Below are 24209 nucleotides of genomic sequence, written 5' to 3' on the forward strand. Positions count from 1 at the left end.
TTGGGCTTTTGCAGGGAGTCGTAACTCTTCAATGCATTGGAGGTGGTTTATGACGAACAATGAGCGCGAACCGACAGAAGTATCCCGGTCGCGCAATGGTTACTTGTGGGGGATATTGGCCGTGCTCAGTTGCCCCTGTCATTTGCCGATTCTCGCCATCGTGCTGGCTGGCACGAGCGCCGGCGCTTTTCTCGGGGAGCACTGGGTAATCGTGGGTATCGCGCTGACCGGCCTGTTCGTGCTGTCGCTGAGCCGACTACTAAGGGCCTTCAGCAAGTAACGGTCCGGTGTCGTATCCGGTATGGATCGCGGCCCACTGTATGTCAGATGCTAATCACGCGAGTTTACATTTACATAATAGCTGGAGAAAACTAAATGAATTTCGACAATCAACTGTTAAGTAAAGAGAAATACATACCACTTATACTCCGGGTCATTGTTGGCCTATTGTGGGTTTGGATGGGCATCGTTCCCAAGCTAATTTATCCTGAACCGAGAGTTGCGATGGTGAGTAAAAGCTGGGTAATTGATTTGCTACCCATGAGTCCGGCGCATTTCATCTTTATTCTGGCAATAGCCGAAATAATAACTGGAGTAATGCTTCTCTTAGGCCTGTTCACAAGACTTGCTTCAATAGCACAAGCATTAATGATTATTATGATTATTGTCGGTGTTTGGAATATCGCTGCGATGCATGGCATTACTTCTCCTCATGCACATTTGCTTATGAAAGATATTCCATTATTCGGGATAAACATGGTGTTAATAATTACTGGCGGAGGTCTGTACTCCATAGACAATTGGAGAAAACAGAGTAAGGGTGTTTAAAACTCTGAAGACTCTGATTGAAGTGTTCGACATAGGCGATAATATAGCTCTCGTCAACCGCATAGGATCGTTGCCGCCATGAACCAGTTAACCCTCTCCGAAGCCGAGTACCAGACCAAGAAGAGCAAAATTCGCCGCGAAATCTTTCTCGAACGAATGGACACGTTGATTCCCTGGAAACAGCTGGAGAAGAACGTAGCGCATTATTACCCAAAAGGTCAGGACGGACGGCCTCCTGTCCCGTTGTCTTCCATGCTGCGCGTTCATTGTATGCCATTGTTCTATAACCTGAGCGATCCGATCTTGAAATGCAGTCAACGCCGCGCGATCTAGACTCGCCCGAGGCTATCGCCGAAATGCTGGACGCCTTCTACCGGAAGGTCCTGGCCGATGATCGCCTGCGTCCGCTGTTCTTGGATGTGGCAGAAATTGACCTCAGAACGCACCTGCCGTGTATCCGCGCCTATTGGTGCAAGCTGCTGCTCGGCGAACGCGACGGCTACCAGAGCAACATGGTCGCCCGCCACTTGGCGTTGCACGAGCAACACCCTTTGCAGCTAGATGACTTTGAGCGCTGGCTGGAGCTGTTTCGGGAGACCGTGAACGAAGATTTCGCAGGGCCGAGCGCAGACCGCGCCAAGACATTAGCAACACGGATCGCGGGGAATCTTGTGCGACTTACACGTTCACCTATCAGCACGTAACGGACGATCGCACAACCCACTTGCATCGGGAAGCTGAATCATAAGACATCGCAAAACACTTTTTCGGGTTCGATAAGGAGTCACAACCATGAGTCATTCCAACGACCAAAGCTTCGGTGACGACGGTCACCTGAACGGGATTTTTGACCAACTTGACGTCCCTGAGGACGTTCGCAGGCGTCTGGCCCAGGCGCAGCAAACCGTACAAATCAACATCCCGATCCGCATGGACGACGGCGCCTTGCAATTCTTTCCGGCCTGGCGCATTCGTTACGACGACACGCGTGGGCCGGGCAAAGGGGGCATCCGTTTCCATCCGGACGTGAGCTCGGAAGAAGTCACTGCGCTGAGCTTCTGGATGACCATCAAGTGCGCCGTGGTGGACCTGCCATTCGGCGGTGCCAAAGGTGGTGTTCGGGTCGATCCCAAGGCGCTCTCCCGACTGGAACTGGAACGTCTGTCGCGTGGCTATATCCGCGCTTTTCATGACCTTATCGGGCCGAACAGTGACATCCCGGCACCGGACGTCAACACCAACGACACCATCATGGGCTGGATGGCCGACGAATTTGCCCAGATCGAACGCCGTCAGGTACCGGCCACCATCACCGGCAAGCCTTTAGGGCTGGGCGGTTCCAGGGGACGCACCGCGGCCACCGGACGTGGCGCGCTGCAGGTGCTTGATCTGTGGGCCGAGCGCCGCGGCAAAACCCCTGAAGAACTCCGTGTGGCGGTCCAGGGTTTCGGCAATGCCGGTTATCACTTCGCCCGACTGGCCCGCGAGCGCGGCTATCGGATCGTCGCGCTGTCGGATTCCCAGGGTGCCATTCATGCCGCTGACGGACTTGATCCAGACCCGATCTGGCGCCATAAACACAAAAACCGGGAGCTCAAGGGCATGGTTTACTGTGATGAATCGATCTGCCAGGAAGCCGACGTCGAGCAACTGACCAACGACGAGCTGCTGGCGATGGATGTCGATGTACTGGTACTAGCCGCACTGGAGGACGCCGTCACCGAGCAAAATGCCGCGACCGTAAATGCCGCCACGATCCTGGAAATTGCCAACGGGCCCGTCAGTAATGAGGCCGATGATCAACTAGCCAAACGCGGCGTCGAAGTGCTACCGGATGTATTGGTCAATGCCGGCGGTGTGATCGTCAGCCATCTGGAATGGGTGCAGAATCGCATCGGTGATACCTGGTCCGAAGACGAAGTCAATCGGCGCCTCACCGAACGCCTGGCCCGCGAGGCCGCCGCCTGTTTCGACCGGGCGGAGGAAGATAACATAACGCTGCGGACTGCGGCCTATACACAGGCCATCGGCCGCATCGCCGAGGCCATGACCCAACAACTCAGGGCTATTTCAACCATCATCAAGGATAGACGGTAAAGTCGTGCTCGGTAATGAGGTGGTCATACGGCTCGGGGTCTTCACGGGCATTCTGTGTGTCATGATACTTGCCGAAGCCGCCGCGCCACGTCGCGACCAGCGCTACACTCGCCGGCAACGGTGGCCACATAACCTCTTGATGGTCGTGGTGGATACCCTGGTGGTTCGGCTATTGTTTCCCGTGGCCGCCGTCGGAGCGGCGGTGATGGCGAATGAGCAGGCGTGGGGACTGTTAAATCTGGCCAATCTGCCAGTTTGGTTGTCGGTCCTTCTGGGGACGATCGCGCTTGATCTCGCAATCTACTTTCAGCATCGCATCTTTCATGCCGTGCCCTGGCTCTGGCGCTTGCATCGTATGCACCACGCGGATCTGGAATTTGACGTAACGACGGGCCTGCGTTTCCATCCTCTGGAAATTGTGCTTTCCATGGTCATTAAAATCTCCGTCGTGGTTGCGCTGGGAGCACCTGCGATCGCGGTACTGATTTTCGAGGTGATTCTCAATGCGACCTCAATGTTCAACCACGGAAACGTACGATTGCCTCAAGGACTGGAGCAAAAGTTGAGACCGGTGGTTGTTACGCCGGAAATGCACCGCGTGCACCATTCGATTGTTCCTGAAGAGACAAATAGCAACTTTGGTTTTAATTTGCCTTGGTGGGACCGGCTTTTTGGCACCTATCGCGATCAGCCTGCCGCTGGCCATATTGGAATGATCATCGGCATCGAGGATTTTCGAGAGCCGCGGGACCTCCGGTTGGATCAGATGCTGATTCAGCCATTTCGCAGCACCTACCGACGCCCCTGATCATTGTAAGCACTATCATCAGGAGTTCTTCATTTAATCGGAAAGACCTCATCATGGGGCACTGATAGAAAAGGTCCGTACATGAGTGGCCTCCACGAAACCGCCTATCCGCGATTGAAGGCGGACGTCTCTGAACAGGAACTGGCGGAAATCTATACACCCACCGCCAAAGAATGTGCCTTTGCCAGAAAGCACGGCCGAACACCGGCTGCTCGTGGTGCCTTGTTAATTCTCCTGAAAACGGTTCAGCGCTTAGGCTACTTCGTGAATCTCAAAACGGTCCCGCGGCCCATCACAGCGCATATCCTGGCCTGCGACGACCTTTTACCCGTCCCATTGAGCCAGCTCAGGGAATACGACCGCAATGGTGGCGCCCGTCAGCGGATGTTGGACGCGATTCGTCAACAGGTGGGCATCAAGGCGTTTACCGTCGAAGGCAAGGCTATCGTGAGGGACTTGGCGCGTGAAGCGGCAACCACCAAGCAAGATCTGGCGGACATTATCAATGTGGTGATCGAAGAGCTGGTGCGCCAGCGTTTTGAACTGCCGGGTTTTTCAACGCTGCAACGGTCCGCGCGTCAGGCTCGCAGCACGGTTAATACAGGTTACTTTCGGACGCTCAGTGCGGGTTTGACGGCGCAGCAAAAACAGGAATTTGACCGGCTGCTGCAAGTGCCAGACGATTCATCTCATACCAGTTGGCATAAACTGAAACAGGAACCCAAAAAGCCGACCAATACGGAAGTGAAGAAGTATCTTCAGCACCTGGAATGGCTTCAGGGCTGGTGTCAACGATTGCCCGCTGTTGATCACATTCCAGCCGCCAAGTATCACCACTTCATACTGGAAGCACGAGCGCTTGGCGCGGCCAACATCAAGGCTATGCAAAGCACCAAACGCTATGCCTTGATGATTCTGTTGGTCCATGCCCAATTGCGTCGCGCAATGGACGATGCCGTCGACATCTTTGTCCGCAAGATGCGCAACATCAAGACTAAGGCGGAAGCCAACCTGAACCAGTATCATCTGGATCACATGAAACGGATGGACAAACTGGTCGCTCAACTGCGTGACGTGCTGACCGCCGTTCAGGAAGCGCCGACGGATTCCGAGCGAGGTGCCCGAGTGGCGGCTGCCATCCAGAGCGACCCTGATGAATTACTGGCCGAGTGTGAGGAACACATGGCCTATGCTGGCAATAACTTCATCCCGTTTATGCTGCAACCCTATCGCCCGTTACGCCCCCTGCTATTCAATTGCCTTGAACTACTGGATCTGACGGCAACCAGCCACGATCAATCCTTGATTGAGGCGATTGCGACTCTGAAAAAGCACCGGCACAGCCGCAAGGAATGCCTTGTGCTCAGCACTCAACCCGTCGACGTGTCCTGGCTACCGGAGCGTTGGCGCCGTCTCATATTGGGGTCCGGGTCAAGCCAGCTACTGCCCGGTATGGTCTACCGGAAGTATTTCGAGCTGGGCGTACTAACGCAGGTGAAGCGTGAACTGATTTCCGGCGATCTCGCGGTCGCGAATAGCGACCAGTACAGCGACTACCGCGATCAGCTCGTGGATTGGAGTGTCTATGATGCCCAAATAGCGGACTACAGTGCGATGGTTGATATCGCATCCGACCCAGCCGCTTTTGTGGCGCAGGCCCGCTCACGCTTGAGCGAAACGGCGGACCGCATTGACCGTAACTTCCCGGAGAATGAATACGCCGTCTTCAATGGTGAAGAGCTGGTGATCCGGAAGCACCGTCGCACAGCGCCTCCCGATGGGCTGGCCGAAATTGACAAACAGTTATCCCAGAATTTGCCCGAAAAGAATATTCTCGACATCCTGGTGGAAGCCGAAAAATGGCTGGGGCTCCACAAACGCTTTGGACCACTTTCCGGTTTTGAGAGCAAGCTGGAAGACCCACGTACCCGCTTTGTTTCGACCTTGTTTTGCTATGGCTGCAATCTCGGGCCAACTCAGACCGCCCGATCCATCACGACACTTAATCGCCGGCAGGTGTCCTGGCTCAACCTGCGGCACGTCACCGAAGAGCGCTTGGAGCAGGCCATTGTGCAGGTTATCAATGCCTACAACCGCTACCGGCTGCCGCGACACTGGGGAACTGGCCAGCGGGCTGCCGCCGATGGCACAAAATGGAATCTGTACGAACAGAATCTGCTATCGGAATACCACATACGGTACGGTGGCTACGGCGGGGTGGGCTACTACCACGTCTCCGACAAATACATCGCGCTGTTCAGCCACTTCATCCCTTGCGGCGTTTATGAGGCCATTTACATCCTTGACGGGCTGATCAAAAACGATTCCGATATCCAGCCTGACACCTTGCATGGCGATACTCAGGCGCAAAGTGCGCCCGTCTTCGGGTTGGCTTACCTGCTGGGTATCAACCTGATGCCCCGCATCCGGAATCTGAAGCAGCTGGTGTTCTACAAGCCTGACAAACGCCAACGGTATGAGCACATCAATGCCTTGTTCAGCGAAACCATTAACTGGCAACTGATCGAAACCCATGTGCCCGACATGCTCCGGGTGGCGCTATCGATAAAGGCAGGGAAAATAGCACCGTCCACGGTATTGCGACGTTTAGGTACCGCAAGCCTCAAGAATAAACTCTACTTTGCTTTCCGGGAACTGGGGCGGGTAGTTCGGACAACCTTTCTTCTGGACTACATTGGCAGCGTGGAGTTGCGGCGAACCATTCATGCGGAGACGAACAAAACGGAGGAGTTCAACCAGTTCGTAAAATGGCTATTTTTCGGCGGCGAGGGGGTGATCGCCGAGAATATCCGCCACGAGCAACGGAAGGTGATCAAATATAACCACTTGGTGGCCAACCTGGTCATTCTTCACAATGTGGAGTCGATGACGTTAACCCTTAAAGATCTCAAGGATCGCGGCCATCATATTGATCACGATATTCTCAAAGGATTGGCCCCATACCGCACGGACCATATCAACCGATTTGGCGATTATACGCTTGATTTTGAACGGCAGGTTTCACCCATGAGCTACAACGCCAAAATAATTTAAATACAATAGGTTAAGGCACATTTTGGAGGATTTCGTCAGAATCGTTGCCGACCCTCCTTTAAGGCCAATTCGACATTATTTTGCAATCTTTCATAGTAGCTGGCCATTGAATCGGTAGGTTCTGTAAACCAGGCTTCATCATATTCAGAGTATCCAAGTGTGCTTTCCATAATCGATCAACCTGGACTAAGGAAGCTGTGCTTCAATTTGAGCAGCACGTTTGCTTTGAATATCTGAAAAGCTATCAGCGGTACCGGCAGCGAAAGTGGAAGTAATAATCACCATTGCTGCAATAAAAATAATAAGTGTTTTCATTGGGAATGCCCTCGTAAAAGAAAGTAATTACGGGGCAGATATGAATGTCACACAGGGACAAAATATCTGTCCCGTGTGGGTTGAGCTATAAAAAGCCCAAAAACAAAAAAACCGCATGCAATGTTATTGCTGTGCGGCTTTCGTTATCACCATCCACCTTAGTGGGTTGGCAAAGTGCTCTAAATAAATAGAGAATATGTAAATATTAGTTACATCGAGTAAAAGTGTCAAATATCGACTGAATGACTATCTGAACCCGTCCGCAAATTCATCCAGAATTTTCTGCTGCTTTTCTGCTTCAGCATGACTGTATTGAGCAGTGGTTTTCAAATCCATGTGCCTGGCCATTTTCGAGATCGTTGCAATATCATTGGTTGTTTTGAATAGCTGGGTGACGAATCCGTGTCTTAGCCAATGCGTAGAGGACCTTCTGATATTTTTCACACTTTCAGGGTCAGGAAATTCATCTATTATTTCCCTATCAACTCCTAACTCTTTCACTTTCATATGATCTGCAACATCACGAACCAATGATTTGAATATACGATGAGCTGTTGCACGGTCTTTGACTGGTTTGGTGCCTTTGATACTTAACAATAAATGCTCATCCGCTGCCGGCATGTGTTTAAGGTTCAAGCTCGATCTATATTTTATTAGCTCTTTAATAAAGCGTGAAGGGACTGTTAATGGTTCCGCCTCAACCCGACCCTTCCCAATAACATTAATGGACCAAGTTTTATCATGTGAAATATCTTTACCTGTTATGGTCAATAGCTCTGAAATACGAAGTCCGGTAAGTAAATATGCAAACCAGAGCCATCTTTGTCTTGCAAGGTCACGGATTTCTGATTTGTCTGAAGGATCTGCCTCAGCAAGATAATTATTTACCGCCTTGATTTCATCATCCAGCAAATGCCTCTCTACTTTTATTCTCGTGGCTTTAGCGTTTTTCTCCTCAGCAAAAACATTATGAACAAGATATTGTTTCCTCACCATCCAAGAGTAAAAGCTGGACACTGTTGCATTCAGCTGGCGGATAGAAATTCGACTCAACCCATTAGCTTCTGAATTGGGCTTTTTAATAAAAGGTTTCCAATCCTTGTCAGTTCGCTTATATCGCTTAGTGGAACAAAACTCATCATCTGGTTTTTCAAGCCAGTGAATAAAATCCTGTGCATCAGTAGAATCAGCCTCTCTAAATGTTTTTCGTCGCTTCTTATTCAGAAAGGTTTGGAGTCTTTTCAGATCTCGCTCATAACTCTCAATTGTTCTTGGTGATAATCCTCGACCAGACTTATCTTTTTGATATAGAAAACGTATCGCTAACCATTCATCACTGAACTCTTGGATATTTTCTAAACTAGGAGTATTGTCAGAATTAAGAACTGGAAGATTTGCATCCTCAGTTTTTACCAATTCCCCAATTAAAATCTCACTCATACTCTAAATATTCTCTTATTCATAATTTTCTAACGAATATAACCGAAAATCACTAAAATGCAACCTTACTGGAATAAGGTTGCAAATCTTAACTTCATTAAATATGAGAACTAATTTCTACAAGAAATGATTCAGCTTCAAATTAAAGGAGCTGAGGGATTTGACAATTAAAGGAGGAATGCTGGATGTGCTTTATTAAACTTTCAGTTTCCATGGCACGACCTCTGAATCGAATGTATAAGTCGCCGTTAGTCGATTGGTATAAGTACCGTCGTAGTCGCATAATGCAAGCACAGACAACTCTAGGTACCACAGACTCAGCTTCCATGCATCCACATAACAATCGCTCAGATCAAACTTATTGTCTGGATGAGTCAAAGAGTTCCGAATATCAGTAATGGCATGAGGCCCATCTTGCCATGTGGCTTTATTTTTCAAGCGAGTGACAGCCGACTTGATGTCTGGCACAGCATTCGTGATATCGCCTGGTATGCAAAAATGAGTGCAAAGCATCCTTAAACGGCCAGCAGCCTTCAAGTTCTTAAACTTGGTTTTAGAAATGATCTGGCTGTCCACCATAATATAATGATGTGCCAATCGCTCCAAAGCCGCTTGCGCCAAAATAATAGATGCATCGATACTCGGTGAGCGGCCCCTCGTATTGGCCTGTACATACCAGTAGATAGCGGCCCTAAGACATTTCTTCCACTCATCCGACTGATTCCAACGCTTTACAAAGAGCGGGAACAGACGTTCAGCCTGACTCCCTATATTTGGAGTAAACCATGAATAAGGGGGGGGGTGCTGGTTCGAGGGGAGTTAAAAGTCCTCCAAGTTATCTCACCAGCTAAATCAATTCCCACTCCACATGAAGGCGAGCACCGGCCACCCGTAACAAACGAAAGAAAATAATCCAGGAGATGATTTTGCTCGCTGGCCTCTTCTCCTGAGAAAAGCTTTCCATCGTTGCGCTCTAATTTCACCATATGCGTCAAAAAAGAACCACCTTCGGTTTTTATTCTTATCCAAGCATCACGAGTAGCACCATCAGGCAGTGCTTGTATTGAAATCTTCCACTCTTCGGATGCCAGCACAAGTAAAGAACAAGCTGCAGGGGCAGTATCTTGATGTTGCCCGCCATGAAAGTCAGGAAAGTTGAAGAGATGAAAAATTGCAGCAACTGAATTCTTAGTGTGCATGATAGATAATGTCACAGGCTCAAATTCGGGATACCAATCCAATTTCCATGTGTCTGAGCTTAAATCACTACTATGATAACCATAGAATCCTTTGATTATTTGACCATTGAACGATAACGATGACTCGACCGAATCATTGATGGCAAATATAAATGGAGGCGAAGTCTTACCCTGCGGGTTTGCATGAAATACCAGACGCGGAGTTGGAAGAAATTGTAATTGCAGTTCAGCCGTTCCAGTTAAACAATTACTATCCAAACAAACTTCCACTGCTCCTTTTAGGAGGTTGACGGATTCAGGCGTGGAAGAGAAATCGTACATTGGGAGCATAGGTTTAGGTCGATTCATCCACTCTTCCTCAATAGCAATTTTATTTGCAGCTGTTGTCTTCGTCCCGGTGTTCATACTAGTTTTGAAGTTTTACCTTTAAACTACTAGTACAAATATAAATATATGATTATTTAATTATTTATTGAATCATAAATTCCGTATTCGAGTCTGAATATCAATGATTTTGACATCCTCCCCGGCCTAAAGGCCGGAGATTCCTACGGCGCTCATCCCGGCATCGCGCCGCAATGAGTTGCTTCGGTGGGTTCCTGCTGCTGGCGACATTACTGCGTCGCTCACTTCACAGGCGCAACGGGCGTGTCCCGCCCTGAGAATGTTGATCGCACCAACTACATCGGCGTTTTCCTCGAAGCCGCACGCAACACACCGGAACCGGGCTTGTGTGCGTCGGTTCTCTTTGGCGACATGGCCGCAGCACGGACACTTCCGGCTGGTGTTTTGGGGTGGTACGGCAACGAGTTGTCCGCCATTCCAAGCGAGTTTGTAGTCTAACTGGCGGCGGAACTCATACCAGCCTTGATCTAGGATGGCTTTATTCAGGCCGGATTTGGCCTTGACGTTTCTGCCCGGTGTCTCGGTAGTGCCTGATGCTGACTTGGACATATTCCGAACCTGCAAGTCCTCGATACACACCATCGCGTGGTTTTGGCTGACCGTGGTCGTGGCTTTGTGCAGGTAGTCGCGTCGGGCATTGCCGATATGGGCATGGATTTTCTGGACTTTGGCTTTTGCCTTTTTCCAGTTGTTGCTGAACTTCTTTTTTCGGCTCATGGCTCGCTGAGCATTCACCAAGGCTTTTTCTTGGCGTTTGAAACTATTGAGCGGGGCGAAATAGCTGCCGTCGCTCAGTGTGGCAAAACGGGCAATGCCCATATCGATGCCGACAATGGCGGTCGACGGGTGGATAGGCGCTTCGACTTCGCGCTCGGTTTGAATCGACACATACCACTTGCCTTGTTTGCCGGATACGGTGACGTTTTTCACAATACCCAACACTTCCCGGCTGTTGCGGTAGCGAACCCAGCCTAGTTTTGGCAGAAAAATCCGGCTGTTGCCTTGGTCGAGCTTGCAACCTTGCGGATAGCGAAAGTTATCCGACTGGCCTTTCTTCTTGAAGCGAGGAAAGTCTGCGCGTTTCTCGAAGAAGTTTTTATAGGCTCGCTCCAGGTCTTTAAGCGTTTGTTGCAAGGGTTGGGAATGGGTTTCAGATAGCCATTGCGTTTCGCTACTCTTGCGCCACTCGGTCAGTTGTTTGCACAAATCGGCATAAGACAACTTCTTTTTGCTTTCTGCGTAGTGCGCTTGTTGCAACGCCAATGCCTTATTGAATACAAAACGGCACGACCCGGCGAAACGGCGCATATTGCGCTGTTGTTCGCCGTCCGGCATTAATTCGTATTTGAAAACTTGAAGTCGTTGCATGATTCAATCATACTCTGGTCTATGGGCAGTGACAATGACATTAGGCACGGTAGACACTGTGTTTTTAAGATGCACGTTCATCTGGTCTTTGTGACTAAATACCGCCGTGGTGTATTCACAAAAGCCATTCTGGACGACCTTCAAGAAATCTTCTCCAATGTATGCGCCGACTTTGAAGCGGAGTTGGTGGAATTCGATGGAGAGGACGATCACGTTCACCTGTTGGTGAACTACCCGCCTAAGGTGGCAATATCGAAACTGGTTAATAGCCTGAAAGGCGTATCCAGTCTTCTTATCCGAAAAAAGAACTACCCAAGCATTAAGAAGAAACTGTGGGGCGGGGCCTTGTGGTCGCCAAGCTATTTCGCTGGAAGCTGCGGCGGTGCGCCGATTGAAATCATTCGGCAATACATCGAGCAACAGCAAACACCTCATTAAGTATTCAAAGGACGGCGCTGCCGTCCGCGCTATTCATCCCCGCCCTGAACGACGGGGCTTTTCGCGCAATCCGGTAAAAAGAATAGCTTAAAATGATTAAATTAATCACAGATATAATTGGAAAAAACACTAACGGTCAAATATGCCATCCGTATGAGCATCAAAGAGGACCCCGGTTTGGGAAGTACGTTTACACATTAACAGGCATTGAAAGTTTTGAAGAAGCAGATGAAGCAGCTTTAAGAATTCTAATCAGCTCAGGTGCTTTTAACTCTGTTGGCCGAATACGAATGGTCCCAAAAGACGCTAAATCTACAACAGCAGGATCAGCTCTAAGGGTAATCTCTTACATGGGTAAATCATTGTCATAATAAGGCCACTCCTGCCTGTTGCATGAATCAGTTTCCGTGATATCTATATATAAGGAATAAAATAAATAGGAATAAGTGATGGAAATTATGCTTTTGATTGGACTGGGCTTTGTTTTTGGCTTCTATGTCTCAAAGAAATACCAAGAGAATAATTATGCTGTGCATATTGGTGAGCAGATCGTTAATGATGTTTTGAACATTTCATTGTCTGGCAATGACTACGCCCTACTCTCTAACGTCACCCTCCCCTTCTTAGATAAAGATAACCGTGCAGGTACAAGCCAGGTTGACCATGTTCTGATTTCGTCACGCGGCCTATTTGTCATCGAGACTAAGTTTTATCGTGGTTCTATTGTAGGTACTGCTGACTCCAAAAACTGGTACCAATACACTTCGTTCGATAAGCATACCTTTCAGAATCCTATCAGGCAGAACTTTAGCCACTTAATGGCTATTGAAGCCATCACTGGTTATTCACACGATGATATGATCAACGTGGTGACTTTCTCGGGAGATGCAGCATTCAAATCTGAACGCCCTTCTGGTGTCGTAAAAAGTAGTGAGTTACGTAACTATATCGAGTCTTTCCCTCGCGATAAACTGACCATGGATCAGGTCTATCGGCTTGCTGGCCAGCTCCAGGTAAATCGACTGCCAGAAACCGAAACCACCGATGCCACACACATTGACTACCTCAAAGAATCGCATAAAAAAAGGGCTGCATAGCAGCCCTTTATAAATTAATTCTAACCATAACCACTCACCCCTCTATCCTACTTAGTGCTTTTATGAGGTGATCGTTTTAAATCTCTCCAATTCTTCCTTCATTTTTTGCTTCGTCAACAATGCCTGGAAAGCCATTTCCAATAATTCGTAGTCCTTTATACCAAGGCCATCAGCGACATCAGCAAATAATTCTGGCATATCCGGCCGCATCTTAAAGTTTTTCTGTTGAGTATAAGCAGTCCGCCCTCCCCTCCTCCGGTGTCTTGGAGCCTGACGACTTACAAAGCCAGCCTCCTCAGAGACTTTATTTAACTCTTTACGATCAACTTTTGGTTTAGGATTTTTTGATCCTGTTAATGAGGCAATATCTATTTCATCGTCATTGATATCATCTAAATCTAATCCAGCTCGCTCAGCCATCACTACCTCCTGACATTATCTCTTTAAGCTTACGTTTAACCTCTTCAGCGTATGCCTTAGCGTTAGCAGCAGTAACCTCAATACCTGAAACATCTTTAGGATCGAGATTGTTAACTATCCCACCAAATGAATGAACAGCTTTATATGCATCCTTTTCTATTAAGGATACCTTGAATACATCCACACCTGATTCTGTAAACTGACTGACAATGAATTTCAAGGTACGAGGCACAATCGCTGTGCTTGTTCGTGTAAATAGGACTGAATATGGGATATCCCTTCTGAATGCTTTTCCTTGCTGACGTAATAACTTAATTGTTTTTACAGCTTCATCAGCATCATTCTGTGAACCCTGACATAAAATAATAACCAGATCTGCCCTACTTACTGCATTTGCCACTGCAATACTTGCTGTACCCTCAAGGTCGACAATAACAAAAGCGTTTTCCTGTTCAGCCTTTTCAATATCATCAATAATGCTGGCTTCATCTGATTCATACAAAGTCAGATTCTCGGGGCAACCACCTTTCTTAGCCCATTTAGCACTATGTTTATTTGGATCTGCATCAACTAATGCAATATTGACCCCTTTCTCTAAACCTTGACGCGCTAATTCCCCAGCCAAAGTAACGGCAGCAGTAGTCTTACCTGCTCCACCCTTGGAACTCGCCATTACAATTGTAGGCATAAGCAATTTCCTCATTATATTAATCAGATATCGGATAGCTATCCAGATAACAGATAGCTATCCATACGTCAGATTGTAAATCATCTTAAAATAGATATCTACTAAATATCCGGATAGCTATCTAATACATATTAGATATCTAATAGCTATCCTATACTAAACCAATAATTAATATCTGATAGCTATCTAGCTAGCTACTGGATATCTACTATAAGTCATTATAGATAGCGTATTAATATCTGTTAGCTATCTATCTAATATCTGATAGCTATCTAGCTAGCTACTGGATATCTACTATAAGTCATTATAGATAGCGTATTAATATCTGTTGTCTATCTATCTAATATCTGATAGCTATCTCGTTGCTATCTTTTATCTATCTACATGCTATCGGATAGCTATCTATTAATGATAATGGGAAAGGCAAACCCGTTGATTGTTATGGATGGTGAATATGGATGACCAGAGTAGGTCTGGGGTATTAGACTAACCAAGACCATAGTGATATAGGTACTTAAATATATGAATTACTACTATATTTCCATAACCAGATTTGCGCATTCTGGTCATGCCACATGAATATGAGGGAGTTAGAATGTCGCAAAGGTACAACATGCCTAACTTATATATGTGTGGAGAACGTGTGAAAGACCTTTTGTGAGAACCAGTTCACACTAAACTCAGTTTGAAATATTAACCATTGAAAACATGCACATAACTTTGTTAAATAGCCCGGTGAAATAATGAGCCTGGGTCCAAGGATGTAGGCAGGAATTAGAGTTTTTTGAGGAGTTGGGCGGTGAAAAGCCTTTACGAGACAATGACGTATAGCTTCCTGACCAAGCTAACGAATGCGTCAAATAATGTCGATATTGAACAACTTACGGATATGGGGTTATCGCCTGAACAGGCTGACCGCATTTCAAGACTGCCACACGCCTATCTTCTGAAACTCTGTAGTTTCCAAAACATCATTGACATCACAATAGATGAGGAACTGCTGTCTATTGCAATAGAGCGTGGAAGTAAGCAACAGAGGCGTTTTGGTGACATTCCGGACATGAATATCACGAACACTTTATTAAGTAACCTCGCTACGCACGCATCCGATCCTGATGAGTATCGATTCCTTTTCCAGAACTTAAATCTCAGTCCAAAATTCATACCCATTCTTGCCTCTTATAGCTTGCTAGATATCCTTGCGGTCGTTAAGACCGGCATTATCTGGTACGAGATAACAGCTAACTCACTCAAACTCGAAATGGCACTTAGCCAGGTTGAAGAAGCACAATTAGAAACAGAGCTTTTAAGAACGCTCATCAAACGTGATGCCTCTTTCCCTATGATAAATGCACTTACCGGGATGGGTAAGGCAGTTTTCATCGATATGCGAAAAGCAATGGGTGTTCCAGTTACCAAAGGCGGACCGCCACGTAGACTTACGGATGAAGAGCACGAAGTACTTTATTACGCATGGAACGAGACGGAAGGTGAACCGTTACCAAAACGGTGTCTAGCGGTCAGCAAAGCCATAGATAATATCCCGTTAAGACATATTTGGCCTTACCTCTCCAAGATGATTAAAAACGAGATCCCACAGTTTGAAAGAGTGACAACTTGGTAACCGGCTTGGACCAATATCCGGTTATTCGTTGTTTTTAATTTCACAGATTAACAATATGTACGCAAATTTGATGGAGAAGCATCTTGCGTACAAAATTACTTATTACTTTATTGCCAGTGTGTATAACTGGCTGCATAACCCTCCCAAGTACTAATCAACAGGTGAAACCTGTTGAAGTTGCCGAAGCACCATTGCCGGCGACCGATATCTTTATCGAACGCTATGACTACGAACCACCGTCAGCCACTCAAATACGAGTGGGTCGCTATTCAAACGCCGACGCAGTAAATACCAGACAGCAAGAAAACCTGCTTGAAGTAGTCATAGACACAGAAATCCCCTCACGAGCTAAAACCGTTGGAGAAGCAATGGAGTTTCTACTCATGCGTAGTGGATTTTCATTGGCGGCCCCCAGCAAGCAGGGCATGCACGTAAAACAACTTATGAGCAAACCATTGCCCCATTCACATCGCAAAATCGGTCCCGTAATGCTTAAAGATGCATTGATGATGCTCGTTGGTAAGGCGTATTGGATGAAAGTCGATCCTGTACACCGTTTAATCGCATTCGATACTGTTGAAGAGTTTAAATAATGACTGAAAATACTCAACCTCATGACATTTTTGAAGGTGAGATCCCAAGCGATCTCGGTAAAAAGAAATCTGCGCCGATATGGCTCAAAGCCGTTGGCCTTGTAGCGTTAGTCGGTGTTCTCGGTACCGCTGCCTTGATGCTAGAGCAAGACAACGAATTTACCGTTGAACCGGGAATTGATATTACCGACTCAATCCCAGTCATGACCGAGCCTGAGAACGCCGAAATCCAAATAGCGATTGATGAGTCAGTGGATCAAGCCCCGGTCCAGGATGAAATACCATCTGTAGACCAAGACTCACTAACCGATGTTGACTTGATTGCAATGGAGAATGACGACAACGCGATCGTCATCACGCCACCAACACAAACAAATCTGCAGCCACCCATCTCAAACTCAGAAACAGTAAACGCCGATCTGCAAGATGAAGTTAGTCAGATAGCATCCAGGCTTCAAGAAATTGAAGCAAATGAGTCTGAGCGAATCACTGTAGTGAAAAGCGGAATAGAGCTCCATGCTCAGAGCGTTGAAAAGCTCAATGACCTATTGCGTTCTTTAGATGGCCTTAAAAAGGAGCTGGCCGCATTAAAAGCAGCACCTACCACCAGCAGCGCACCCAAGCCTTCAAACAATAAACCAGCCACTCAACAAGCTGCGCCTAACGCACATGCCAAACCTGCGATCAATCAGAAAACGGATGAACTCAACCTGATCGGTATTGATTCATGGGGTGGCCAACGTTTTGCACAAATTGAGTATGCAGGTGAAATACATTTGCTCGCATCAAACGAGGAAATTGGTAGCTGGAGATTAGAAAGCATCAGCAAAGACAGCATCGTGGTCAAAAACCAAGAAGGGGAGAGCTTTGAACTTAGCATTTAATAAAACAGCACTGTTAGTGCTTTTAATGGGCAGTAGCACGGTATTCGCCGGTAACATTGCATCGACCACCGAAACGCGCTCCGCCGTAACTGAGTCATCAGCAACTCAGACCGAGCAAAAACATATTCAATGGGGGCTATCTGCAGCTGAGTACGCTCGATATGAAGATCTAATGGAAGGCATTAGAGGCAGTATCAGCCCAGACACCATATCACCCTTGGAAGTACTTGGCATTCACGCTCAAAATGAAGCAGAGCGTAAAAAGTACGCCCGTATGTGGGCTGACATGATGGAGCAAGATACAGAGCGGGTCCTTGCGTTTCAGCGTGCTTATGATCAGGCATGGAGAGATAAAGGTGATAAAGCGTTAATTGACATTGCTCAAATTCAGTCACAATTACCAGTTACGCCCCAGCAATCTTCACAGCCATTGGGAAGCTCTTCTAAGAAGATGATTCTTGCCACCAAACTATTCGATTGTGATTCATGCGATAAAAAGATCCAGCAACTACTCACCACCATGCTGGTAGATAGAAGTATTCAGCTGGATGTTTACTTTAGTGACTCAAGCGATAAAGAAAACAGTGTCATTCGACAGTGGGCAATGCAAAACAGAGTAGATGCCGAACTCCTAAGAAGCCGGCGCATTACATTAAATCATGGGCAGTCTCTCATGAGACAGTACCAACTTGATGAAGGCCAATTGCCAGCCACATTTAAAGTTGACAACACGGGAGGGGTAAACAGAGTAGAATAATATAAGGCTCACTCCTCAACCGACTATATGACATCAGATGCGACGCCAATTGACTTGAATGCTTTTCAGAGATTTCTCGATGGTGAAGTCGAGCAGCAATTGTCAGACACTAAGATCAACAATGGAACCAGTATTGTTGATGCTGCCAATGTCGGTGCTTACAGTTTTTCTTGGGGAAGGATAGTCGAACAACTTTCAGGCTCATTCTATGTCTGGAAGTTTCAAATTTCTGCTCTTGCCAAAAAATCCGATGGCGAGAAAATCTATTTACAACAGCAAATATTCAACTATTTGCAATCAAAGTATCCTGACTTTTCATCAGAGCACGCCATTTTGGTGGCAAGCCTGCATGACAAATGTATCTTCCTTGGTATCAAAGAAGATGCATTCATTATTGCTTCCCCAATGCAACATCAGTACAAGAACCGGATCTGGGTTCACATGCACATTCTTAGCGAAGATATTCCAGAAATCCTTAATCGCATGTCTGGCTCTAACGTCTAGCCTCGCATTCTCTTATCAGGCAGAAGCGAACACAAAGTCCACATCGAAAATCCCGGCACTTTATGTAAAGATTGCGAGAGAGGAGGGCGTTCCGGCCAATCTGCTTTATGCCATCTCTCGCGCAGAAAGCACCAACCCCAAAATCCAACGTGTCTGGCCATGGACGATAAATGTTCGTGGTAAAGGCTATTACTTCCCAACTCGTGAAAAAGCCTATGCAGCCATTATGCTGTTGCTGGCAAACGATATTACTTTAGTCGATATCGGGTTGATGCAGACGAACTGGTATTGGCATAAAGATAAGCTAATTGATCCCTGGAGAGCATTAGATCCTCAATACAATATTCAGACGGGAGCCAGAATCCTGCGCGAGTGTTATGACCGGAAATCAGACTGGATCTACTGTGCTGGTGAATACCACACTAGAAGCAACACTCCTGAACGGGCGGCTCGCGCCAAACGGTATCAGCAAAATGTGCTTGCTTATTTAGAGGCAACAAATTGACTGCTCCCCTCCCTAAAGGAAGGGGATTCCCAATTCACCGAGAACAGGACATGGAGACTGACCCCATGCCGCTTACATTCTCTCCAAGGGCTAACACCGCCAGCCCGGCGGCTTTAATGTTGGTTGCGGCGTTGTGGTCACGGTCATGGTTTGCGCCACATTCGGGGCAGTTCCATTTTCTGACCGACAACGGCAGCGACGACAAGGTGTGCCCACAACCCGAACACCGTTTGGAGCTGGGGAACCACTGGTCGATAGCGACCAGTGAGCGCCCGGCCCACTCTGCCTTGTACGCCAGTTGGCGCACGAATTCGCCCCAACCGGCGTCGGCAATGGCTTTGCTCAGTTTCGGATTACGGATCATGTTTTTCACTTTCAGGGACTCGACGCAGATCACTTGGTTCTCGTTAATCAATCTGCGGGACAGCTTGTGCAAGTTGTCCTGTCGGCAATCGGAGATTTTGGCGTGAAGTTTCGCCACCTTCTGCCGGGCCTTGGCACGGTTGGCCGAGCCGAGCTTTTTCTTGCTCAGTCGTCTTTGTGCCATGGCCAGCCTGGCGGCGTATTTCGCGGTATGGCGGGGATTGCCGACCCGTTCACCCTGGTCGGTGATAAACAGGTCTTTCAGGCCCAGATCAATGCCTGTCATGTTGGGGGTAACCGGCAACTTGCTGGGTTCGAACTCACACAGGCAGCTCACAAAGTAGCGGCCTGTCGAGTCCTTGGAAACGATGACGGTGCTGGGTTCGCCGGGCAGTTTACGGCTCCAGCGAATGTCCAGCGGGGTTTTGCTCTTGGCCAGATACAACTTGCCGTCCCGGTATTTGAAGGCCGAGCGGGTGAACTCCGCCGACTGGCGGTGTCGTTTGCTCTTGAATGCCGGGTACTTGGCGCGGCCCTCAAAGAAGTTTTTGAAGGCGGTTTGCTGGTGACGAAGGCATTGCTGCAAGGGGACGCACGACACTTCAGACAGAAACGCCAGCTCAGGATCTTTCTTGAGTTCGGTCAGTCGGGCGTTGGCACTGACATAACCGACTTTTTCCTGACGCTGATAAAAGGCATCGGTACGCCAGCGCAGTATCGAGTTATAGACAAAACGCACACAGCCGAAGGTCTGAGCCAGCAGCTCAGCCTGTTCGGGGGTTGGGTAAAACCGATATTTATAGGCGCGTTTCGTCATATTTCACACTTTAGTGTTATTTATGTGAAGATAGCAACCAACTTAAAACGGAGGAGCGGGAACAGGGGCGGCTGACGCCGCCGCGCTATCCCTCCCCGCCTTAAAAGGACGGGGTTTCCCGCGCAACATTGATGAGCAGACTACCCGCATTATCACTTCTGTTTTTATGCAGTACTCCCATTCATGCACAACCAACAGTACTGTTTGACTCAGGACGAACCATTAGTTCAGACAAGTATCTTTCATCACTTCAATCTGAACCTGCCCCGAAACAAAAACCAAACATTGCAAAACTGGCCACGCCAAGCACGCCAGAACTGACTGTAGGTAGGGTAACGAAGCGCACCGTATCGCTTCCTTATTTGCCTAGCCCTTTATTCCTGATTGGTGCTGACAATGTATCGATCCAGTGGCTAAGCAAACACAGGCAAGCATTAATTAAGGCTGGAGCAGTTGGATTGATAGTCAACTCAGCGTCCGCCTCAGACCTTCAGGCGGTCATTCGTGCTGCAGAAGGACTTCAAGTTTCTCCTGCTTCGGGTAGTGACCTGGCTAAACAATTTAACCTTAAACATTACCCCGTCCTCATCACTCGAACGCAGATTGCACAATGAAGCAAAAACATACGCTGGAAATCCTTCTCAGACCAAAGGTTGAGATCTGGTCAGCCACCATTTCTGCCACCGGTGCAGTGATGGCGTTTTTAGCGCCGTGGTCGCTCATGATGACCCCATCAGTAGCCTACGGGGTAGGAGGTATTCTTACCTACAACGCTTACCGTAACTTCAGAGACTTCGTGCAGCTTGCAAGATATCAGAAAGGGCTACGCCGTCAGGTACTCTTCAAAATGGCACCAGGCGATATCCCTGTTAGCAGAAAGTATCTGTTCTATGGTCTAGGCTTTAGGTGGGGGCAAAAACATGCCCAGCGGCTAAAAGACACTCGCGATCCAGCTGCCAGCAAATACATCAACCCCGGTCCTCTCTACAATTTGGCAAGGCGAAAAGAGTTAGAGTGGGAGTCATCACCGCATCTCTCAAAAGTGGCTGAACTTCTCAATAGTGACTCCAGATATAATCCAGTCAGACCATTGCCACCCATTGGGGGTGAACCTCAGATACATGGGGTTGGTGGGTACGAAGAGCCAGTTGTATCGCTTTTATCTGAAAGAAATGCGCATACACTTGTGCTCGGCACCACCCGCGTTGGTAAGACCCGTCTTGCTGAAATACTGATTACGCAGGATATTCGCCGTGGTGACATTACCGTTGTGTTCGATCCGAAGGGCGATGCAGAGCTCATGCGAAGAGTTATCGCTGAATGTAAAGCGGCGGGGCGAGAGGATGATTTAATCGTTTTCCACTTGGGCTTTCCTGACATTTCAGCTCGTTACAATGGTATTGGCCATTTCAGTCGTGTGACGGAAGTGGCAACCAGAACCGCAAACCAGCTCGATAGTGGCGGCAGTTCTAATGTGTTTAGAGAGTTCTTCTGGCGTTTCACCAACATCATTGCTCAGGCTTTGGTGGCACTAGGCCGCAGACCAGACTATGCCCAATTAGCACAGCACATACAAAGCATTGATGACCTACTCATTGATTATTACGAAGTCTGGCTGAGTAGCGTTGGCGATCCGGACTGGCAGAAACATGTTCAGGAAATTGCAGAAAACCTGAACGACAAAATGTTACCAATGAGCTTGCGTGGCAAAAACAAAAGGGCCAATGCCATGATCAAGTATGCACAGGATAGAAAGCTATTCGATGCCGTCGCAATGGGACTTCGCTCTACCTTTGAATACGATAAGACCTATTTCGATAAAATAGTGGCCAGTGGTCTGCCATTACTTGAAAAACTCATCTCCGGGCGGATTGCGGAGCTTATTTCACCTGCCTATAACGACTCTGGTGACAATCGCCCAGTATTTAGCTGGGGACAGGTCATCAGGCAGAAGAAAGTCGTTTACATAGGCCTGGACGCGCTACAGGACATGGCTATCGCTGGCACAGTAGGTAACACCATGTTTGCCGATTTGGTTTCGACTGCAGGTGAAATCTATAAGCATGGCACTGAACTCGGCTTTCATAACCAGGACACCTCGTCTGGTAGCAAAACACCGATAAACATTCATGCTGATGAAGTGAATGAGCTTATGGGGGATGAATTCCTGCCTATGCTCAACAAGGGTGGTGGTGCAGGCTTACAGATAACCGCTTATACCCAAACGATGTCAGACGTGATTGTAAAACTTGGCGATCAGGCCAAAGCAGGTCAGGCATTGGGTAACTTTGGAACCATTGTCACATTTCGCGTAAAAGAGCTGGCTACAGCAGAGTTGTTTACGGAGCAGCTGCCTATGGTTGAAGTGGCAGCGGCCACAGAAGTAACGGGGTCTTCTGACAATGTAGACATTGATACAGACATTGATTTCACATCCAGCGCCCAAGACCGTATCACCTTCACCGAAGCACCGCTATTGTCACCCGCCACGATTATGGCACTGCCGAAAGGGCAGGCATTCATTCTGACAGGTGGCGGTCAGCTCTGGAAAATCAGGGTTCCGCTGGCGGATTCCAAAAACGATCTGTATATGACTTCAAACTTTGATGAAATGGCAGAGGACATGTCTGCCTCTTACCGTACAGGCGAGTCATGGTGGATGGAATAAATGGCCCAAAAAGATAATCACCCTCGTTCCAATAAAGGCTTTATCAGCACATGGATCTCACGAATTATGACCATGATTGTCTGGCTTTTATTGGCATTACTGATGTCAATCATCATTGAATGGGTAGGCATGAACACAACATGGCGAGATGAGGGTATCAATCATAGCCGTAATATGGTCAAGACAGAGCTTTCCTACCTAAACAAAGACTTTCAGAAAAGTTTGCTGGTGCAAAGGCCTGTTGAATATGCAGAGGGCATTGCAGCCAAAATGCACAATGCCATGTATGTCAAAACCGGAATCATGGGTGCTATTACGAAAATCTTTCAGGACACAGGTGCAGGGAAAGTGGCCAAAACTATCGCAGAGCATGTTTTGGCGGCTATTTATGTGACACAGGTATTTGCTATACGGTTGGCCATCCTTACGCTTGCTTTACCGGCGTTTTTTATATTTGCTGTTGTTGGCTCGGTTGAAGGTCTGGTTCAGCGCGATATACGAAAATGGTCAGTAGGTCGTGAGCACGCAAGCTTGTACCATCACGCAAAACGCTGGATACCAATATGCTTCATCGCCCCCTGGGTTGTGTATCTTGCTTTCCCCGTATCTATTCACCCAAACGCCGTAATACTGCCATTTGCCTTGCTTTTTGGCATTGGTATTTTCATGGTTACCTACCTATTCAAGAAATATATTTGATAACCGGCTTGGACCAATATCCGGTTATTCATTGTCTCGAACGAGGGGCTTGGGCAGACTTTCTCACACACAAAATTAATGTCGTGAGAAATGACCAAAATGCTAAAGCCCCTTTTACTAATTGCTACCTTCGTTGTTTCTACAACTGCCAGTGCCAGCAACTATGCAGAGCGAGAAAGCCTGGCAAAGTTGGTTCATGAATTAGACGGACTAAGCGCACTCGTTGATGAAGCTCAAGGACGTGCAAATCCCGATAGCCGTATCCGCTTCCAATACAACCAGCTTCGTAAAGACCTCTTAATGATGCGTCTTGGTATACAAGAACATCTGGATGGCCCAACCATCGAACCACGAAGCTATGCACCGTTATCTGGCGATTACCGGCGTTAAGTCATGGAAGCGAATTCAAAACAAGCTCAAAGCTTCCTGAATGCTACTGGCGTTTCTATGACTGACATGGCCCTTTTGCTTGGCGGCCTTGTTGTCGTATCAATCATGCTTTGGAGTGCCTGGGTCACGCTTTCGTATTACGAACAGTGGGCATCCAAAAAAAACGATGTCACTTTCTACGACGTACTCACAAGTGCCGTTCGAGCCGCCGTCCTTATTTCACTCACCCTTTATATCGTTTCTTAGCG

29 protein-coding genes and 1 pseudogene are annotated in these 24209 nt (G+C 47.7%); 21 read left to right on the forward strand and 9 right to left on the reverse strand.

The features are described from left to right. The first annotated feature begins 49 nt into the window (after nt 1-49). The 7 genes and pseudogenes from merE to AC08OG_RS15725 all read left to right on the forward strand — a co-directional run bounded on the left by merE (nt 50) and on the right by AC08OG_RS15725 (nt 6787). Nucleotides 50-280 carry a broad-spectrum mercury transporter MerE gene (gene merE, locus AC08OG_RS15695; RefSeq protein WP_008295681.1) on the forward strand — a complete coding sequence of 77 codons (231 nt, stop codon included), beginning with the start codon at nt 50-52 and terminating at the stop codon, nt 278-280. 95 nt (nt 281-375) lie between these two features. After that, entirely contained in the window at nt 376-828 is a 453-nt protein-coding gene (locus AC08OG_RS15700) for a DoxX family protein (RefSeq protein ID WP_012517609.1), read from the forward strand. A gap of 78 nt (nt 829-906) precedes the next feature. Continuing rightward, nucleotides 907-1137: pseudogene (locus tag AC08OG_RS15705) on the forward strand (transposase); the annotation flags it as partial. Beyond that, a complete protein-coding gene (locus tag AC08OG_RS15710; protein WP_292411735.1) occupies nt 1137-1532 on the forward strand; it encodes a group III truncated hemoglobin in 396 nt (131 codons plus the stop codon). The pseudogene AC08OG_RS15705 and the gene AC08OG_RS15710, both read left to right, overlap by 1 nt. A gap of 88 nt (nt 1533-1620) precedes the next feature. After that, nucleotides 1621-2925: a Glu/Leu/Phe/Val family dehydrogenase gene (locus AC08OG_RS15715; RefSeq protein WP_482930637.1), complete on the forward strand. Its 1305-nt coding sequence runs from the start codon at nt 1621-1623 to the stop codon at nt 2923-2925. 61 nt (nt 2926-2986) lie between these two features. Next, nucleotides 2987-3733, forward strand: coding sequence for a sterol desaturase family protein (locus AC08OG_RS15720; RefSeq protein ID WP_292411733.1), 747 nt, complete (start codon nt 2987-2989; stop codon nt 3731-3733). Between the two features lie 81 nt (nt 3734-3814). Further along, nucleotides 3815-6787 carry a Tn3 family transposase gene (locus AC08OG_RS15725; RefSeq protein WP_273681880.1) on the forward strand — a complete coding sequence of 991 codons (2973 nt, stop codon included), beginning with the start codon at nt 3815-3817 and terminating at the stop codon, nt 6785-6787. A gap of 35 nt (nt 6788-6822) precedes the next feature. Here the strand turns inward: AC08OG_RS15725 and AC08OG_RS15730 are convergent, their stop codons facing one another. From AC08OG_RS15730 to AC08OG_RS15755, 6 genes are all read right to left on the reverse strand, one after another. Then, a complete protein-coding gene (locus AC08OG_RS15730; protein WP_292411731.1) occupies nt 6823-6957 on the reverse strand; it encodes a hypothetical protein in 135 nt (44 codons plus the stop codon). Nucleotides 6958-6973: 16 nt separating this feature from the next. Then, nucleotides 6974-7102, reverse strand: coding sequence for a hypothetical protein (locus AC08OG_RS15735; RefSeq protein WP_292404252.1), 129 nt, complete (start codon nt 7100-7102; stop codon nt 6974-6976). A 246-nt stretch (nt 7103-7348) separates the two neighbouring features. Next, nucleotides 7349-8542, reverse strand: coding sequence for a tyrosine-type recombinase/integrase (locus tag AC08OG_RS15740; RefSeq protein WP_292411728.1), 1194 nt, complete (start codon nt 8540-8542; stop codon nt 7349-7351). Nucleotides 8543-8737: 195 nt separating this feature from the next. Further along, complete coding sequence (locus tag AC08OG_RS15745; protein WP_482930573.1) at nt 8738-9163, reverse strand: hypothetical protein; 426 nt, start codon at nt 9161-9163, stop codon at nt 8738-8740. 146 nt (nt 9164-9309) lie between these two features. Continuing rightward, nucleotides 9310-10089, reverse strand: a complete 780-nt coding sequence (locus AC08OG_RS15750; RefSeq protein ID WP_482930574.1) for a YopA family protein — start codon at nt 10087-10089, stop codon at nt 9310-9312. Nucleotides 10090-10272: 183 nt separating this feature from the next. Next, nucleotides 10273-11514 (reverse strand): RNA-guided endonuclease InsQ/TnpB family protein, encoded by a 1242-nt coding sequence (locus tag AC08OG_RS15755; protein WP_292411106.1) that lies wholly within the window; start codon nt 11512-11514, stop codon nt 10273-10275. Nucleotides 11515-11535: 21 nt separating this feature from the next. Between AC08OG_RS15755 and tnpA the strand changes: the two genes are divergently transcribed. From tnpA to AC08OG_RS15770, 3 genes are all read left to right on the forward strand, one after another. Beyond that, nucleotides 11536-11952 (forward strand): IS200/IS605 family transposase, encoded by a 417-nt coding sequence (tnpA, locus tag AC08OG_RS15760; protein ID WP_482930640.1) that lies wholly within the window; start codon nt 11536-11538, stop codon nt 11950-11952. A 92-nt stretch (nt 11953-12044) separates the two neighbouring features. Further along, a complete protein-coding gene (locus AC08OG_RS15765; protein ID WP_482930575.1) occupies nt 12045-12323 on the forward strand; it encodes a hypothetical protein in 279 nt (92 codons plus the stop codon). A 78-nt stretch (nt 12324-12401) separates the two neighbouring features. Continuing rightward, entirely contained in the window at nt 12402-13049 is a 648-nt protein-coding gene (locus AC08OG_RS15770; protein WP_482930576.1) for a nuclease-related domain-containing protein, read from the forward strand. Between the two features lie 60 nt (nt 13050-13109). On the opposite strand, the gene AC08OG_RS15775 is transcribed toward AC08OG_RS15770, so the two are convergent. Both AC08OG_RS15775 and AC08OG_RS15780 read right to left on the reverse strand, forming a co-directional pair. Then, nucleotides 13110-13469 carry a hypothetical protein gene (locus AC08OG_RS15775; RefSeq protein ID WP_226069874.1) on the reverse strand — a complete coding sequence of 120 codons (360 nt, stop codon included), beginning with the start codon at nt 13467-13469 and terminating at the stop codon, nt 13110-13112. Further along, complete coding sequence (locus AC08OG_RS15780) at nt 13462-14157, reverse strand: ParA family protein (protein WP_482930577.1); 696 nt, start codon at nt 14155-14157, stop codon at nt 13462-13464. The genes AC08OG_RS15775 and AC08OG_RS15780 overlap by 8 nt, the downstream gene beginning before the upstream one ends. 799 nt (nt 14158-14956) lie before the next feature. Here AC08OG_RS15780 and AC08OG_RS15785 point away from each other — a divergent pair. The 6 genes from AC08OG_RS15785 (at nt 14957) to AC08OG_RS15810 (ending at nt 19024) form a co-directional block, all read left to right on the forward strand. Next, nucleotides 14957-15781: an STY4526/YPO1902 family pathogenicity island replication protein gene (locus AC08OG_RS15785; protein ID WP_482930578.1), complete on the forward strand. Its 825-nt coding sequence runs from the start codon at nt 14957-14959 to the stop codon at nt 15779-15781. Between the two features lie 83 nt (nt 15782-15864). Beyond that, a complete protein-coding gene (gene pilL2, locus AC08OG_RS15790; protein ID WP_482930579.1) occupies nt 15865-16374 on the forward strand; it encodes a PFGI-1 class ICE element type IV pilus protein PilL2 in 510 nt (169 codons plus the stop codon). Next, nucleotides 16374-17258: a hypothetical protein gene (locus AC08OG_RS15795; protein WP_482930580.1), complete on the forward strand. Its 885-nt coding sequence runs from the start codon at nt 16374-16376 to the stop codon at nt 17256-17258. Before pilL2 ends, AC08OG_RS15795 begins: the two co-directional genes overlap by 1 nt. After that, on the forward strand, nt 17242-18015 hold the full coding sequence (locus tag AC08OG_RS15800; RefSeq protein WP_482930581.1) for a TIGR03759 family integrating conjugative element protein: 774 nt from the start codon (nt 17242-17244) through the stop codon (nt 18013-18015). Before AC08OG_RS15795 ends, AC08OG_RS15800 begins: the two co-directional genes overlap by 17 nt. Before the next feature lie 27 nt (nt 18016-18042). Beyond that, the gene (locus AC08OG_RS15805; RefSeq protein ID WP_482930642.1) at nt 18043-18519 is read left to right on the forward strand and encodes a hypothetical protein; all 477 of its coding nucleotides are present in this window, start codon (nt 18043-18045) and stop codon (nt 18517-18519) included. Beyond that, complete coding sequence (locus AC08OG_RS15810; protein ID WP_482930641.1) at nt 18410-19024, forward strand: transglycosylase SLT domain-containing protein; 615 nt, start codon at nt 18410-18412, stop codon at nt 19022-19024. Before AC08OG_RS15805 ends, AC08OG_RS15810 begins: the two co-directional genes overlap by 110 nt. Before the next feature lie 34 nt (nt 19025-19058). Here the strand turns inward: AC08OG_RS15810 and AC08OG_RS15815 are convergent, their stop codons facing one another. Then, a complete protein-coding gene (locus AC08OG_RS15815) occupies nt 19059-20204 on the reverse strand; it encodes an RNA-guided endonuclease InsQ/TnpB family protein (protein WP_226069867.1) in 1146 nt (381 codons plus the stop codon). 131 nt (nt 20205-20335) lie between these two features. On the opposite strand from AC08OG_RS15815, the gene AC08OG_RS15820 reads away from it, so the two are divergent. From AC08OG_RS15820 to AC08OG_RS15840, 5 genes are all read left to right on the forward strand, one after another. Further along, a complete protein-coding gene (locus tag AC08OG_RS15820) occupies nt 20336-20818 on the forward strand; it encodes an integrating conjugative element protein (RefSeq protein ID WP_226069866.1) in 483 nt (160 codons plus the stop codon). Continuing rightward, the gene (traD, locus tag AC08OG_RS15825; RefSeq protein WP_226069865.1) at nt 20815-22872 is read left to right on the forward strand and encodes a type IV conjugative transfer system coupling protein TraD; all 2058 of its coding nucleotides are present in this window, start codon (nt 20815-20817) and stop codon (nt 22870-22872) included. Before AC08OG_RS15820 ends, traD begins: the two co-directional genes overlap by 4 nt. Continuing rightward, entirely contained in the window at nt 22873-23571 is a 699-nt protein-coding gene (locus tag AC08OG_RS15830) for a TIGR03747 family integrating conjugative element membrane protein (RefSeq protein WP_482930582.1), read from the forward strand. 99 nt (nt 23572-23670) lie between these two features. After that, the gene (locus tag AC08OG_RS15835; protein WP_226069863.1) at nt 23671-23961 is read left to right on the forward strand and encodes an integrative conjugative element protein, RAQPRD family; all 291 of its coding nucleotides are present in this window, start codon (nt 23671-23673) and stop codon (nt 23959-23961) included. A gap of 3 nt (nt 23962-23964) precedes the next feature. Further along, nucleotides 23965-24207 (forward strand): TIGR03758 family integrating conjugative element protein, encoded by a 243-nt coding sequence (locus AC08OG_RS15840; RefSeq protein ID WP_226069862.1) that lies wholly within the window; start codon nt 23965-23967, stop codon nt 24205-24207. Nucleotides 24208-24209: the final 2 nt, after the last annotated feature.

Source organism: Methylophaga sp. F7 (assembly GCF_056863975.1).